This is a genomic window from Gallibacterium trehalosifermentans, assembly GCF_042433055.1.
GTDB lineage: Bacteria > Pseudomonadota > Gammaproteobacteria > Enterobacterales > Pasteurellaceae > Gallibacterium > Gallibacterium trehalosifermentans.
Genome location: NZ_JBHLWB010000001.1, coordinates 451200 through 467711, shown reverse-complemented (window position 1 = coordinate 467711; position 16512 = coordinate 451200). Strand labels below are relative to the sequence as shown.

Sequence of the window (16512 nt, the reverse complement as noted above, 5' to 3'; positions counted from 1 at the left end):
AATAACACAAAAGAGGTGGGGGGGGGGAATATTTATTAATAAATTATTTTTGCAAAGAGAGATAGGAAAAGAGAGTAGGGAATAGGGAATAGAGCATAAAATATTTATGCTCTATAGGTAGTATTACAATTTAAAATCTTCAAAATCATCGACATCAACTTTTGAATCGATTTGTCCAACAAGATAAGAACTCACTTCGACTTCTTGTGGTGCCACTTGTACATTATCCGATACAAGCCAAGCATTAATCCATGGAATTGGGTTAGAACGTGTAGCAAAAGGTAGTGGTAAACCTACGGCCTGCATACGAATATTGGTAATATATTCAACGTATTGACATAAAATATCTTTATTTAAGCCAATCATTGAGCCATCTTTGAATAAATAGTCAGCCCATTCTTTTTCTTGTTCTGCTGCCGCCACAAACAGATCATAAGCTTCTTGCTGGCACTCTTCGACAATTTCCGCCATTTCTGGATCATCTTGTCCTGCCGCCATAATATTTAAGATATGTTGTGTACCAGTCAAATGTAACGCTTCATCTCGGGCAATAAATTTGATGATTTTGGCGTTTCCTTCCATCAATTTACGTTCTGCAAAGGCAAAGGAACAGGCAAATGACACATAAAAGCGAATCGCTTCCAGTGCGTTTACACTCATTAGACAGAGATAAAGTTGGCGTTTTAGGTTACGTAAGGTTACCGTATATTCTTTTCCTTCGACCGTATAAGTACCTTCACCATAAAGCGAGTAGAGTTGTGAATCACGAATTAAATCATCGTAATAAGCGGAAATATCTCGCGCTCGTTTGATAATTTCTTGGTTGGTTACAATATCATCAAATACAATCGATGGATCGTTCACAATATTACGGATAATATGGGTATAAGAACGAGAATGAATTGTTTCAGAAAATGTCCATGTTTCAATCCAAGTTTCTAATTCAGGAATTGAAACTAAAGGTAATAATGCTACATTTGGACTGCGCCCTTGAATAGAATCTAATAATGTTTGATATTTCAAATTACTGATGAAAATATGCTTTTCATGTTCTGGTAAGGCTTGATAATCAATGCGATCTTGCGATACATCGACTTCTTCTGGGCGCCAGAAGAAAGAAAGCTGTTTCTCAATTAATTTTTCAAATGTTTCATATTTTTGTTGATCATAACGAGCGACATTCACATTTTGCCCAAAAAACATCGGTTCTTTGAGTTGATCATTTTTATTTTGTGAAAAAGTGGTATATGCCATCAGTTTTTCCTCAAGAGTAAATTTATACAGTAAAAAGGTCAGTATAACTGACCTTTTTTATTAGATTTTACATGCGCCACCAGCACAGCCATCATCAAGATCTTCTTGACTATCTTCAGCGCCATCACGAGTATTTTGATAGTAAAGCGTTTTTAAACCATATTTATAAGCGGTTAATAAGTCTTTTAATAACTGCTTCATTGGGACTTTACCATCTTCGAAACGTTGTGGATCGTAATTGGTATTAGCTGAAATTGCTTGATCCACAAATTTTTGCATAATTGCAACTAAATGTAAGTAACCATCATTACCAGGAATATCCCAGAGTAATTCATAACGATCACTAAGGTTTTCATAATCAGGGACAACTTGACGTAGAATACCGTCTTTTGAAGCTTTAATGCTGATATAACCTCGAGGTGGTTCAATACCATTGGTTGCATTAGAAATTTGTGATGATGTTTCAGATGGCATTAATGCTGTCAGTGTTGAATTACGCAAGCCGAATTCTTTAATTTCTTTACGTAAGCTTTCCCAATCATAATGCAACGGTTCTTTGGTGAGTTGATCGACATCTTTCTTATAAGTATCAATTGGTAAAATACCTTTTGCATAAGTCGTTTCGTTAAAGAATTTGCAAGGACCAAACTCTTTTGCTAAGCGATTTGATGCTTTTAATAAATAATATTGGATTGCTTCAAAAGTACGGTGCGTTAAATCATTAGCAGAGCCGTCAGAATAACGTACACCATTTTTCGCTAGATAATAAGCATAGTTAATTACCCCAATACCCAACGAACGGCGACCCATTGAACCAATTTGTGCTGCTTTAATTGGATAATTTTGATAATCGAGCAGCGCATCTAAAGCTCGTACCGCTAAATCAGCTAAATCTTCTAACTCATCAAGATTATCAATGGCACCTAAGTTAAACGCTGAAAGGGTACATAAGGCAATTTCGCCATTTTCATCATGAATATGTTGTAGTGGTTTAGTCGGTAATGCGATCTCTAAACAGAGGTTAGATTGACGTACTGGCGCTACTTCAGGATCAAATGGTGAGTGCGTATTGCAGTGATCCACATTTTGGATATAAATACGCCCTGTTGACGCACGTTCCTGCATTAATAAAGAGAATAACTCTACCGCTTTTACGGAACGTTTGCGAATGTTTGGATCTTGTTCATATTGCAAATAGAGCTGCTCAAATTTTTCCTGATTAGCAAAGAATGCTGCGTAGAGTCCTGGCACATCTGATGGGCTAAATAAAGTAATATCGCCACCTTTAATTAAGCGTTGATACATAAGTTTATTAATTTGTACCCCATAATCCATATGGCGTACACGGTTATCTTCCACGCCACGGTTATTTTTTAAGACTAATAAACTTTCCACCTCTAAATGCCAAATTGGATAATAAACGGTGGCAGCACCACCTCGAACGCCACCTTGTGAGCAAGATTTTACGGCTGTTTGGAAGTGTTTGTAGAATGGAATACAACCTGTATGGAATGCTTCGCCATTACGAATTGGACTACCTAACGCACGAATTGCACCAGCATTCACACCAATGCCTGCACGTTGAGAAACATATTTTACGATTGCTGCTGAAGTCGCATTAATAGAATCTAAGCTGTCATCACATTCAATGAGTACGCAAGAACTAAATTGGCGGGTTGGGGTACGAACCCCCGCCATAATTGGTGTTGGCAATGAGATTTTAAATGTTGAAGTGGCATCATAGAAACGTTTGATGTAGTTTAAACGCGTTTCTTTTGGATAGTTTACGAATAAACAAGCTGCAACCAAAATATATAAAAATTGTGCAGATTCATAGATTTCACCCGTTACTCGGTTTTGTACCAAATATTTACCTTCTAATTGTTTTACTGCTGCATAAGAAAAGGTCATATCTCGCCAATGATCAAGATAGGTATCCATCTCGTCCCATTCTTCACGAGTGTAATCAGTGAGTAATGAGGGATCATATTTTCCCATACGCACAAGACGTTTTACTTGTTCATATAGGCGAGGTGGCTCAAAATGTCCAAAAGCTTTTTTGCGTAAATGGAAGATTGCTAAACGAGCAGCGAGGTATTGATAGTCAGGGGTATCCTTACTGATTAAATCTGCGGCTGATTTAATAATCGTTTCGTGGATATCAGAGGTTTTGATCCCTTCATAGAATTGGATATGTGAACGTAATTCTACTTGTGAAACAGACACATTCTCTAAGCCTTCTGCTGCCCAAGTAATCACACGATGGATTTTATCTAAGTTAATTGGTTCTAAACGCCCATCTCGCTTGGTAACTCGTAGTGATGTATTCATTAAAAACACCTTAACACAATATATAGTATCTCTCAAAATTTTCGCACCAATATAATGTGTTTCAGCAAAAACTCAAGTAGAAAAATATGCAGAGAATGAGTGATAGCTAATTGACAAAAAATAACTTATTAATTTACAAAAGGTTTCTGAAGCATTTGATCTGTTTAATAGTTTAAAAACTCTGCAATGGCAAAAAATTAGGCGTTAATTTTTTAAATTGCAAATTAAATCAATGAGTTATGATTTTTTACTATGATGATGAATGGATACCTGTCAATATTGCATTTGAAATCTATACTAAAATGAGGGGAAAGGGGAAAGGGGAAAGGGGAAAGCCTTTGAAGCACATATTGTTATATTCTATGGGGCATATTCAATTTAATAATGGTTGATATAAAAATATAAATCATAAAAAAACCTATTCAAATAATATTGAATAGGTTCTATATAAAAAATTATATTTTAATTAAATTTCAAAACTTTCTAAACTTACACCTTTATCAAGTTGCATTTGAATAGCTTTTGGTGTTCTACCTTGACCAGTCCAAGTTTTTTCTGAACCATCTGAATCAATATAACGATATTTTGCTGGACGAGGTGGGCGTCTTTTATGTTGTGATGGATTAAAACGGTGGAAATTCATCACTTCAAATAATTCTTCTGGTGAAATACCTTCTGATTTTAATAATTCTTTATATTTTTCAATTTTTTCTTTATGAGCAGCTAATTCTTGTTGTTGGGCTTCTTCTTCTAATCGTCTTTCTTGTACAACAAGCTCAAATTTTTTAAAAATAGTTTCTAGTTGTTCTAAAGATATTTCTTTTGCTAAAACACGTAAAGAACGAATATTATTTAATGTTTTTAATAACTCTTCCATTAATAATCTCCTCAGCAATGCCACATTAAGTCTATTGTTAATAAAAAATACTTAATAATTTTAATGAAAATAATTTAAAAGTAAATAGTAATATTAATATTCAATTAAATTTTAATTTAAAAAACTTGCTTTTTTTATTACTTGTTGTATCTTTTAGCCACCTGATGTAGAGGTGCGATTATTATAAGTATCTTCTTTGAGCTGACTGCGTTGATAAGAAGGGAAAGGAATAACCGCCGAAATCAATTAAGCGTCATCTTAATTGGTTGGGATCGTTACCGAAAGGGACGATACTGTCATAGTAATTATTTTGTGTAACTATGGAGTGCTACGAGTTAGGGTGGTTAATCATTTATCCCTCCTTTTGTGAACGTTCTTCGCTAAATAACTCGCTAGACTCTTTCTTTTATTTTTAGGTTAGCGTATGGAACTTGTTGATTATTCTTCTTCTATTTGGTCGATTGTACCGCCATTATTAGCTTTAACATTAGCGATGATTACACGTCGTGTTTTATTATCTTTAAGTGTGGGAATTATTGTTGGGGCATTAATGTTAACGGCTGCTAGTCCATTAAATGCCGCAATATATATTAAAAATAGTGTTTTTTCTTTAGTTTATAGTGAAGAAGGACTTAATCATAATAATTTAAATATTATTATTTTCTTATTAATGTTGGGCGCTTTAACTTCCTTATTAACGGTATCAGGTAGTAATCAAGCCTTTGCTGCATGGGCGCAAAAACATATTAAAGGTAGACGTGGGGCAAAATTATTGACGGCTTGTCTAGTCTTTTTTACTTTTATTGATGACTATTTTCATAGTTTAGCGGTTGGAGCTATTGCACGTCCAGTTACCGATAAATTCCAAGTTTCTCGGGCAAAATTAGCGTATATTCTAGACTCAACAGCTGCGCCAATGTGTGTATTAATGCCAATTTCTAGTTGGGGTGCGTATATTATGACCTTAGTCGCAGGGTTATTAACAACTCATGCGATTACGGGTTATTCCCCAATGAGTGCTTTCGTGGCAATGAGTGCAATGAACTATTATGCGCTTTTTGCATTGTTTAGTGTTTTCTTTGTTGCTTATTTTTCTTTTGATCTTGGTTTAATGGCTCGCCATGAACAACAAGCAATGAATGCGCAACTGCATAATGAGAAGAGTGAAGTTGAAAGCAGTGATAACGGCAGTGTAGGTGGGTTAATTATTCCTATCCTTGTCTTAATTATTAGCACCGTTTCGATGATGATGTATACTGGTTATGAAGCATTAATTGCGGACGGGCAAGCTTTTTCTGTTTTAGGCGCATTTGAAAATACAACGGTTGGTATTTCGTTGGTTGTGGGGAGTTGCGCTGCGTTTATTGTTGCATCATTATTTGTTTTTGGCCGCATCAATTTTGCACACTATATTCAAGCCATTTTGGTAGGATTTAAATCAATGCTAGGTGCAATTACCATTCTATGTTTTGCATGGACCATCAATACGATTGTAGGAGATGTTCACACTGGAAAATATTTAGCGAGCCTAGTAAGTGGCAATATGATGACACAACTATTACCTGCATTATTATTCTTATTAGCGATTGTGATGGCATTTTCAACAGGAACTAGCTGGGGAACATTTGGTATTATGTTACCAATCGCCGCAGCGATGGCAGCCAATGCAGATCCTAGTTTAATGCTTCCTTGCTTATCAGCTGTTATGGCGGGGGCTGTATGTGGTGATCACTGTTCACCTGTGTCAGATACGACTATTTTATCGTCTACTGGCGCAGCGTGTAATCATATTGATCACGTCAATACGCAATTACCTTATGCTGTGATGGTTGCCGTTGCATCATTTATTGGTTTTATTTGTTTAGGATTTACTGGCTCTGCAATGTTAGGTTTTGTAACCACGGCAGGTATTTTGGCGTTCTTATTTTTCATTTTTAGATCACGTCGAGCAAATTTTAGCAATAATTAAAGAAAAAAATTTAATTTTATAAAATACGGCTTATTGCCGTATTTTTTTTATTTTTTATCAATAAATTTTTACTTTGTATTGAAAAAGGGTGTATTTTTAGTATTAAATGCCAAATAATTATGAAATTATCTAAAAAATTACTATAGACAAGAGAACTAAGTTGCAGTAAAACTAACAAGCAATGTAGTTAGTAATCGATGAGAGAGGAAAAAATGAAAAAATTATCTGGCGCCGAAATGGTGGTGCAGTCGTTACGCGATCAAGGTGTGGAATATTTATTTGGCTATCCTGGTGGGTCGGTGCTTGATATCTATGATGCTATTCATACCCTTGGCGGGATAGAACATATTCTTGTGCGTCATGAACAAGGTGCAGTGCATATGGCTGATGGCTATGCTCGCTCCACAGGGAAAGTCGGGTGTGTATTGATTACTTCAGGTCCTGGCGCTACCAATACAATTACGGGAATTGCGACAGCTTATATGGATTCTGTCCCTTTAGTTGTTTTATCAGGTCAGGTTATGGGAAACCTCATTGGTAGCGATGCATTCCAAGAATGCGATATGGTTGGTATTTCACGTCCAGTCGTGAAGCATAGCTTTTTAGTCAAAAATGCAGAAGATATTCCAATGGTAATGAAAAAAGCCTTTTATATTGCTTCAACTGGTCGCCCTGGTCCAGTGGTGATTGATTTACCAAAAGATATTTTAAACCCAAGTATTAAATATAATTATAGTTATCCAGAAGAAGTGCATTTACGTTCTTATAATCCAACCTTACAAGGTCATAAAGGACAGATTAAAAAAGCACTGAAAGCAATTCAAATTGCCAAACGCCCAGTCTTATTTATTGGTGGGGGCGTGATTACAGCAAATTGTGCCGAAAAAGTAACAAAATTTGCTCAGCAATTAAATCTTCCTGTAACTGCGTCATTAATGGGACTTGGGGGATTTCCTGGGCAAGATCCGCAATTTTTAGGCATGTTAGGAATGCATGGAACTTATGAAGCCAATAATGCGATGCACAATAGTGATTTAATCATTGGTCTTGGCGTACGTTTTGATGATCGTACAACCAATAATCTCGATAAGTATTGTCCAAATGCTCAAATTATTCACATTGATATAGATCCAACCTCGATTTCAAAAAATGTGATTGCTAATATTCCTATCGTTGGTGATGCGCAAATGGTGTTAGATGAATTCTTGGCGTTACTCACTAATGAAGATATTGCAAAAGCACAACAACAATTAGCAGAGTGGTGGCAACAAATTCGCCAATGGCAAGAAAAAAAATGTCTAACTTATGCAACAAATAATGAGGTGATTAAACCACAACAAGTCGTAGAAACCCTTTATCGTTTAACAAAAGGGGAAGCCTATATTGCTTCTGATGTCGGACAGCATCAAATGTTTGCAGCCTTGCATTATCCATTTGCTAAACCGCGTCAATGGATTAATTCTGGTGGGTTAGGTACGATGGGCTTTGGTTTACCTGCGGCATTAGGTGTGAAATTAGCACACCCAGACGCTACGGTGGTTTGTATAACGGGTGATGGCAGTATTCAAATGAATATTCAAGAATTATCAACCGCGAAGCAGTATGGCATTCCGATTGTGATTGTCAGTTTGAATAACCGTTTCTTAGGCATGGTGAAACAGTGGCAAGATATTATTTATGCGGGACGCCATTCGCAATCTTATATGGATTCATTGCCCGATTTTGTCAAATTAGCCGAAGCCTATGGACACGTTGGTATACAAATCAATTCACCAGCAGAGTTAGAGGAAAAATTAGCACAAGCCTTAGCCATGAAAGATCAAGTGGTATTTGTCGATATTAAGGTAGATGAGACAGAACACGTTTATCCAATGCAAGTGCGTGGTGGAGCAATGAATGAAATGTATTTAAGCAGAACGGAGAGATCATAATGCGTAGAATTTTATCAGTATTATTAGAAAATGAATCTGGAGCATTATCACGAGTTATCGGATTATTTTCACAACGAGCATTTAATATCGAAAGTTTGACCGTGGCACCAACAGATGATCCAACACTTTCTCGTATGACGATTGAAGCCTATGGCGATGAACAAGTTCTCGAACAAATTGAAAAGCAACTGCATAAATTAATTGATGTTTATCGCGTGATTAATTTAAGTGATGTGGAGCACGTTGAACGTGAAATTCTGCTTATCAAAATTAAAGCACAAGGACAAATTCGAGAGGAAATTAAGCGTATGGCAGATATTTATCGTGGGCAAATTGTCGATATTACGCCAAAAACGTATACAGTTCAGTTGAGCGGAGATAGCGAAAAAGTGAATGCCTTTATTCGTGCGGTTAAAGAGCAGACGACGATTATAGAAGTAGCTCGTTCTGGGTTAATTAGCCTTTCTCGAGGAGAGAAAAACTGTTTATTATCTTAAGCATTAAGAAAAGAGAAGGGAGCAACTGTTTGCTCCCTTAATTTTTAATTACAAATTACTTTTATCGCTAATCCGCCTTGTGAAGTTTCACGATATTTGGCATTCATATCTTTGCCCGTTTCGTACATGGTTTCAATTACTTTATCAAGCGTAACGCGAGGTTGTGTGTTACGACGTAACGCCATGCGACTTGCATTGATCGCTTTTACGGCAGCAATCGCATTACGTTCAATACAAGGCACTTGGACTTGCCCACCAACAGGATCACAAGTTAAGCCTAGATTATGTTCCATTGCAATTTCCGCAGCCATACATACTTGTTCAGGCGTGCCGCCCATAATTTCAGTTAACCCAGCTGCTGCCATGGAACAAGCCACACCTACCTCTCCTTGACAACCGACTTCCGCGCCTGAAATAGAGGCATTCATTTTATATAATGAGCCGATCGCACTGGTGGTTAATAAATAACAATCACGCACCTCATCTGTAATTGGGGCGATAAATTTTTGATAATAAGCGAGTACCGCTGGTACAATGCCACAAGCGCCATTGGTTGGCGCTGTAACCACGCGACCACCAGCCGCATTTTCTTCATTGACTGCCAACGCATACATATTAATCCAATCAATGACTTTCATTGGATCGCTGGAGAGGGAATTATTGGCTTCTAATAGACGGCGTAAACTTGCTGCACGACGAGGTACTTTCAATGGACCAGGTAGTAAACCATCTGTGTATAAACCGTGCTGGATACAGGCTTCCATCGTTTGCCAAACTTTGCTCAAATGTGTATTTAACGCTTCTTTGCTATGTAAAGCGCGTTCATTGCGTAACATCACACCAGAAATCGCTAAACCATTTTCACGGCAATGATGAATAAGATCTGCCGCATTTTGATATGGAAATGGTACATTACTTTCACTAGCCTGTTGTTGATGAAAATGCGCTTCATCAACAATAAATCCACCACCAATAGAGTAGTAGGTCTCACGTTTTAATAATTGCTCTTGATGATAGGCGCTAATCGTCATGCCGTTTTCGTGTAATGGCAAAAATGTTGAATGAAATTCCATATCTTGATAGAAATCAAATGGAATAGTATGCGTCGCTAGGGCTAAAGGAAACTGTTTTTGTTGCTTTAATTGTTCAATAAAAACGGGAATTTGGTCAATATCTACATTATCAGGTAGATAACCTGCAAGCCCCATAATAATTGCAATATCGGTGTTATGCCCACGGCCTGTCATAGAAAGTGAACCATATACATCAATATGTAAATGAGTAACTTGCATTAATTGATTATCAGCGATTAATTGATCAATAAATTGTTTTCCCGCTTTCATTGGTCCAACTGTATGTGAACTAGATGGTCCAATGCCAATTTTGTACATTTCAAACACACTAATCATAAATACTCACAAATTTATTATTATTCGTTATAAAAGATGCCTTAGGTAACATACCTAAGGCAGGGAGATAAATTTTAACGAAAATTGGTACTTTCGTTAAGCAATAAGGTTATAAATAATATTAGAAATTGCGACGAATCCCATAATGACGACAAACACATTACTCCATCTGCCACGATAGCGTTGCATTGCTGGGATATGTCTGATCGCGTACATTGGCATAATAAAGAGAATCATTGCAATAATCGGTCCACCAAGCGATTCAATTAACCCTAAAATGCTTGGGTTAATAATAGCAACACCCCATAAAGAGAGTAGGAAAAATAGTGCTGCGACAAGGTTTAAATGGCGTGAATTTGCATTGACTTGTGATGATTTTTCACCTTTCAATTTTAAATATAAACCTAATAAACCTTCACGTGCTCCCATATAGTGCCCAAAGAATGAGCTGGTGATAGCTAAAAAGGCAACTAATGGGCCTAAATAAGAGATATATGGATTATCAAATTTATTCGCTAAGAAAGATAAAATGGCAATATTCTGTTCTTTTGCTAATGCAAGATCTTCTGGTGTTAAAGTTAATACACAGCTGAAAACAAAGAACATAACAAACAATAATAAAATAGTTGCTGTGCCTTTTAAGGTCTTGCTTGCATGATATTCTGCAATATCCGCAACTTTGTATTGACGCTGTTGTGATAATACAAAAGAAGAAATTGCTGGAGAATGATTGAATGAAAAAACAAGAACTGGAATTGTGATCCAAAGCGTTAAGAGAAATTCTTTTGCAGTTGGTACTTCTTGTAACATACTAGTATTCCATTCTGGAATAAGATAAACCGATAAGGCAAATAGAATAAAAACGAGTGGAAAAACTAGCCATTCAGTTACTTTTAATACGACTTTTTCACCTAATAAGAAAATACCAATTAAGCTTCCAATAAGGATCAATGAAAGTAAGAAACGTGGCGGCGAAGGCATTTGTAATTGATTGACAAGAAAAGAATCAACAGTATTAGTAATACCATTACCATAGATGAGTAGAATTGGGAAAATCGCAAAGAAATATAATAGGGTAATTAATTTTCCAGCTGTTTTGCCAAAGTGTTCTTCTACTACTTCAGTAATATCACTACCCGATTTAGATGAAGAGAGAACAAATCTTGCTAATCCTCGATGTGCTAGATAAGTCATCGGACCAACAATAATTGTCATAATGACCAAAGGCCAAAAACCACCTTTGCCTGCATTAATAGGAAGAAATAAAACACCTGCGCCCACTGCAGTACCGAATAGATTAAGTACCCAAGCAATATCAAATTTATTCCAATGGTTAGATCTTTTTGTTATAGGACATACAGATTCCTTTACAGTTTGCTCATTTAACATACACACACCTTTTTAAATTTAATTTATATTTTTATAAAGCCCTTTGAGGGCGGCGCTATAATAGTTAAATGAATACAAGACTTCAAAATCAAAAGGCAATCAATGTTCAATAATGTGATCGTAATCGCAGAAAAAAATTAATCACGTTACATTTATGCAATATAAGTGCTTAAAAATAAAGCAAATTATCAGTTATTTATTACTCTTGAATAAATTGACGATACGCTTCTAAAAAATGCACAAAATCTTCTATACCACATAAAGCAATATTTTCTTCGTCATAGAACTGTAAATCATCTTCTAAAATGTCTTCAGTATTTGCTTCATCAAAAAGAACATTTGCTTTGACCATTATTTCATCAGCATTAATGTGTAATGAAAATTCTTTACCAGTAATAATCTTATCTACGGTATGAGATTGAAGACGAGATTGTTCAATAACGGCAAGGAGTTGTTCAATTTTGACGACATTACCTTGAATTTCGCTATTTGCCCAACGAGCAACCGCTTCATGCTCCATTGAACAGCTGACATTTACCGTTTGTCGATCAATGCGATAAAATTGGAATTCCATCTTGCCACCTCTCATTGTGAATTTTTTAAAAAAGAAAGGCTATCTAATGATAGCCTTATCGGTTTAGATACTGAAAGAAGAGCCACAACCACAAGTCGTTGTTGCATTTGGGTTATCAACGATAAAACGAGAACCCTCTAACCCCTCGGTATAATCGACAGTACCGCCAATTAAATATTGTAAGCTCATTGGGTCAACAACGAGGGTAACACCTGCATTATCAACTGTTAAATCACCCTCATTTACATTTTCATCAAAGGTAAATCCATATTGAAAACCACTACAACCACCACCAGTAATATACACTCGTAATTTTAAATTAGGATTGTCTTCTCCTTCGATGAGACTTTTTACTTTATTTGCAGCCGCATCAGTAAAGGTAAGAGGAACGGATATTTCTTCCTTCATGTATTTTAAAACTCCTAGTCATAAACCCAAAAAAATTAATTAGGCTATTATCTAATAACCGAGTAAATCGTTCAACAATTTCCTAGAAAGGTTTTTTTCATTAGATAGTAAATAGTGTTATTATATTGCGCTTAAAACAAGAACAAAATTGGAGAAAAAAATGGCTATTCCATTAAGAACAGCAGAAGAAATTGAAAAGTTAAGAGTGGCTTGTAAATTAGCTTCAGATGTATTAGTAATGATTGAACCTTATGTAAAAGCTGGTGTAACTACTGGCGAGTTAGATCGTATTTGTCATGATTATATTGTAAATGAACAAAAAGCCATTCCTGCTTGTTTAAATTATCATGGTTTTCCAAAGTCTGTTTGTATCTCAATCAATGAAGTTGTCTGTCATGGTATTCCTAGTGATGATAAAAAGCTAAAAGAGGGTGATATTTTAAATATTGATGTTACTGTGATTAAAGATGGCTATTTTGGTGATAATTCAAAAATGTACATTGTTGGTGAAGCACCAATTCGTAGTAAAAAATTATGTGAAGTTACACAAGAGGCGCTTTATTTGGCATTGCGCACGGTGAAACCTGGTATTCGTTTGAATGAAATTGGGCGGGTCATACAACAATATGCTGAAAAACAAGGTTTTTCAATCGTGCGTGAATATTGCGGGCATGGTGTAGGAACGGAATTCCATTGCGATCCACAAGTGTTGCATTATTATGCTGATGATGGTGGTGTGGTTTTACAACCTGGTATGGTATTTACGATTGAACCGATGATCAATGCAGGTAAAAAAGAAATTCGTTTAATGGGCGATGGGTGGACGGTGAAAACTAAAGATCGCAGCCATTCCGCACAATATGAGCATCAAATTGTGGTAACCGAAAATGGCTGTGAGGTGTTAACTATCCGAGACGAGGAAATAGGACGTATCCAACGAATAATGGTGAATAACTAATTGCCAGAAAAAAGCGACTTTAACGGTGAAGAAAAAGTCGCTTTTTTATTATAAAAATATCAATTAATTGGATTAAAAAACATCTACAACAGGAATATTATGCAAACACAATTTACTTTACCTGCTTTAGACAGTAAACATCTCATACCTACTGAAATCCGCCAATTATTTAATCAGTTAAAAGAGAAAGAAGCGCAAGCATTTTCCAAACATATCGATATTTATCAATTAATTAAACAACGTAGCCAACTTTGCGATCAACTATTACTGGCTTTATGGAAACATTTTGCCTTTGATCAACAACCAACGCTCAGTTTAATTGCTGTTGGTGGCTATGGTAGAGAAGAGATGTTTCCGCTTTCTGATCTCGATTTTTTAATTTTATCCTCTGAACCATTAACAACAGAAGTAGAACAAAAAGTTGCAGAGTTTGTACAATTCTTGTGGGATTGTCATTTTACAGTTGGACACAGTATTCGTACCTTGCCACAATGTCTGGAAGAGGGGAAAAATGATATTAGTATTGCAACTAACCTATTAGAATCTCGCTTCTTAGTAGGCAATCAAGCATTATTTAAACAACTGACACAATATATTTATCAAGATGACTTTTGGTCAAGCAAAGATTTTTTCGTGGCTAAACAAGCAGAAAAAAATGAGCGTTACCAACGCTATCATAATACAGGCTATAACTTAGAACCCGATATCAAATATAGTCCTGGTGGTTTACGCGATCTGCATTTACTGTATTGGATTGCTTGGCGGCATTTTCAAGCGAAAAACCTTAATGATTTATTAGCATATGGTTTCATTTACCCAGAAGAGTATCAAGCCTTATTCGATAGCCAAACCTTCCTGTTTAAAATGCGTTACGCACTGCATTTAGTGATTAAACGCTATGATAATCGCTTGTTATTTGAGCGTCAGTTAAAAATTAGTGAAATGTTGGGATATCAAGGGGTAGGGAATCAAGCCGTTGAAACGATGATGAAAGCCTATTTCCGTAATTCTCAACAGATCATTCAATTAAGTGAAGTCTTGATGCAGGATTACCAAGAACAATTTCTATCTCCAAGTTGTAGCAAAACAGCAGAAAAAGTAGTAATTAGTCCAGCATTTTGCTTAGTAAATAACAGCATTCAGTTACAATGTAACGATATTTTTAATCGCCAGCCAGAAACGATGGTGGAGTTATTTTTACAACTATGTCGCTATCCTCAAAGTTACATTCATTCTAGTACCTTGCGCCAACTACGTTTAGCATTACTGAATTTTCAAGGGTATCTCAGTCAAAATGCACAAGCACGAGATTACTTTATGCAAATTTTCAAACAACCACAGGCAATCACTCGAGCGATTGCACCAATGCACCGTTATGGCGTGTTAAAGACCTACTTGCGAGAGTGGAAGCACATTGTTGGCTTAATGCAATTTGACCTCTTCCATGCTTATACTGTAGATGAACACACTATCCGTCTCTTATTAAAATTAGAAAGTTTTGCAAAAGCAGATGTTGCAGAAACTCACCCGCTTTGTTATCAGATCTACCCAACATTAACCCAGCGACCACAGCTTTATTTAGCGGCACTGTTTCATGATATTGCTAAAGGACGTTCTGGTGATCATGCAGAATTAGGGGCGATTGATATGTATGATTTTGCTATTTTGCATGGATTTAGTGAGCAAGATGCGGAATTTATGGCTTGGCTTGTATTATCCCATCTACAAATGTCGATTGTTGCACAACGCCGTGATATTCATGATCCAGCAGAAATTAGTCGCTTTGCTAAAGTCGTGAATAACAAAACCCGTTTAGATTATCTCTTATGTTTAACCGTCGCGGATATTTGTGCTACCAATGAAACGTTATGGAATAGCTGGAAGCGCACTTTATTAGCAACGCTTTATCATTATACGAAACAGCAACTAGCACAGGGAATTTCCGTTCCGTTAGATTACAGTATTCAAATTTTGCAAAATCGGATCAAAGCATTGGATCTTATGCAGACCAAGCTGGAAAAATATCAGATTAAGGTAAATGATGTGAATAAGCTCTGGCAACGCTGTCCAGAAGAGTATTTCCTGCGCAATACCTCTAAACAACTGGCTTGGCATGCTGAATATTTATGTCAGATTGACAATTTAGCTAATGAGGTGGTGGTACTGGTCAGTAGTCGATTTTCACGTGGAGCCACTGAAATTTTTATTTATTGTACAGACCAGCCGCAACTCTTTAACAAAGTAGTGCGTACCCTTGACGCAAAAAATTTAAGTATTCATGATGCACAAATTATTACTGCAGCAAGTGGAGAGGTGTTTGATAGCTTTATTGTAACAGAAGCAGATGGTAGTGCCTTACGTAAACCTCGCCGAGATGAAATTTCACAAGTGCTAAAAGCCGTATTAACAGGTGAAAAACGCGTCCCAACGGCTGCCGCACGTCGTAGTAGTAAATTGCAGCATTTTAATGTGCCATTAGAAGTTCGATTTTTAAATACGGAAAAAGCAGAACAAACGGAATTGGAATTAATCACCAAAGATCGTGCAGGTTTGTTGGCGATGATCAGTGATATTTTTACTGAACAGCAATTAAGTTTAATGAATGCCAAAATTACGACTAATGGTGAGAAGGCTGAGGATTTCTTTATTTTAATGAATCAAAAAGGTATTTCTTTAACCACTGAGGAGCGCCGCCTATTACAGTTAAAGTTAGAGTCTAGCTTACAATAGCGATATTCTTTGCTGCTAATATAAAGAAAAACCCCTGCCAAAAAGGCAGGGGAGAGGTTTCAATGAATAAAATAAAAAAACATTTGCTCACGCATTTGTAGGCACTAGCGATTACTAAGACCAACAAGAAAAGAGAAAGTTCAAAAATTTTCAAAAAAATTGAATTTATTTGAGAAATTATTTTT

General features: G+C 36.3%; 12 protein-coding genes and 1 riboswitch. Of the genes, 5 read left to right on the top strand and 7 right to left on the bottom strand.

Going from position 1 to position 16512, the window contains the following annotated elements:
* Positions 1 to 123: 123 nt before the first annotated feature.
* The 3 genes from nrdB to ACFFHK_RS02010 all read right to left on the bottom strand — a co-directional run bounded on the left by nrdB (position 124) and on the right by ACFFHK_RS02010 (position 4462).
* The gene (gene nrdB / locus ACFFHK_RS02020) at positions 124 to 1254 is read right to left on the bottom strand and encodes a class Ia ribonucleoside-diphosphate reductase subunit beta (RefSeq protein ID WP_382368532.1); all 1131 of its coding nucleotides are present in this window, start codon (positions 1252 to 1254) and stop codon (positions 124 to 126) included.
* Positions 1255 to 1314: 60 nt separating this feature from the next.
* Positions 1315 to 3585, bottom strand: a complete 2271-nt coding sequence (gene nrdA / locus ACFFHK_RS02015) for a class 1a ribonucleoside-diphosphate reductase subunit alpha (RefSeq protein WP_382368529.1) — start codon at positions 3583 to 3585, stop codon at positions 1315 to 1317.
* Positions 3586 to 4051: 466 nt separating this feature from the next.
* A complete protein-coding gene (locus ACFFHK_RS02010) occupies positions 4052 to 4462 on the bottom strand; it encodes an H-NS family histone-like protein (protein ID WP_382368526.1) in 411 nt (136 codons plus the stop codon).
* 159 nt (positions 4463 to 4621) lie between these two features.
* Positions 4622 to 4801: riboswitch (Lysine riboswitch) on the top strand.
* Between the two features lie 85 nt (positions 4802 to 4886).
* Between ACFFHK_RS02010 and ACFFHK_RS02005 the strand changes: the two genes are divergently transcribed.
* From ACFFHK_RS02005 to ilvN, 3 genes are all read left to right on the top strand, one after another.
* Complete coding sequence (locus ACFFHK_RS02005; protein ID WP_382368523.1) at positions 4887 to 6431, top strand: Na+/H+ antiporter NhaC family protein; 1545 nt, start codon at positions 4887 to 4889, stop codon at positions 6429 to 6431.
* A gap of 212 nt (positions 6432 to 6643) precedes the next feature.
* Positions 6644 to 8362 carry an acetolactate synthase 3 large subunit gene (locus tag ACFFHK_RS02000; RefSeq protein ID WP_382368520.1) on the top strand — a complete coding sequence of 573 codons (1719 nt, stop codon included), beginning with the start codon at positions 6644 to 6646 and terminating at the stop codon, positions 8360 to 8362.
* Positions 8362 to 8859, top strand: a complete 498-nt coding sequence (ilvN, locus tag ACFFHK_RS01995; protein WP_382368517.1) for an acetolactate synthase small subunit — start codon at positions 8362 to 8364, stop codon at positions 8857 to 8859. The genes ACFFHK_RS02000 and ilvN overlap by 1 nt, the downstream gene beginning before the upstream one ends.
* A gap of 44 nt (positions 8860 to 8903) precedes the next feature.
* Here the strand turns inward: ilvN and ACFFHK_RS01990 are convergent, their stop codons facing one another.
* From ACFFHK_RS01990 to erpA, 4 genes are all read right to left on the bottom strand, one after another.
* Entirely contained in the window at positions 8904 to 10268 is a 1365-nt protein-coding gene (locus ACFFHK_RS01990; RefSeq protein WP_382368514.1) for an L-serine ammonia-lyase, read from the bottom strand.
* 96 nt (positions 10269 to 10364) lie between these two features.
* Positions 10365 to 11657, bottom strand: a complete 1293-nt coding sequence (locus ACFFHK_RS01985; RefSeq protein WP_382368511.1) for a serine/threonine transporter — start codon at positions 11655 to 11657, stop codon at positions 10365 to 10367.
* A 199-nt stretch (positions 11658 to 11856) separates the two neighbouring features.
* A complete protein-coding gene (locus tag ACFFHK_RS01980; protein WP_382368508.1) occupies positions 11857 to 12231 on the bottom strand; it encodes a YacL family protein in 375 nt (124 codons plus the stop codon).
* A 63-nt stretch (positions 12232 to 12294) separates the two neighbouring features.
* On the bottom strand, positions 12295 to 12639 hold the full coding sequence (gene erpA / locus ACFFHK_RS01975) for an iron-sulfur cluster insertion protein ErpA (protein WP_382368505.1): 345 nt from the start codon (positions 12637 to 12639) through the stop codon (positions 12295 to 12297).
* Between the two features lie 148 nt (positions 12640 to 12787).
* Here erpA and map point away from each other — a divergent pair, with 148 nt between their 5' ends.
* Complete coding sequence (gene map, locus ACFFHK_RS01970) at positions 12788 to 13597, top strand: type I methionyl aminopeptidase (RefSeq protein WP_382368502.1); 810 nt, start codon at positions 12788 to 12790, stop codon at positions 13595 to 13597.
* Between the two features lie 99 nt (positions 13598 to 13696).
* Positions 13697 to 16327, top strand: a complete 2631-nt coding sequence (gene glnD / locus ACFFHK_RS01965; protein ID WP_382368499.1) for a bifunctional uridylyltransferase/uridylyl-removing protein GlnD — start codon at positions 13697 to 13699, stop codon at positions 16325 to 16327.
* Positions 16328 to 16512 lie beyond the last annotated feature (185 nt).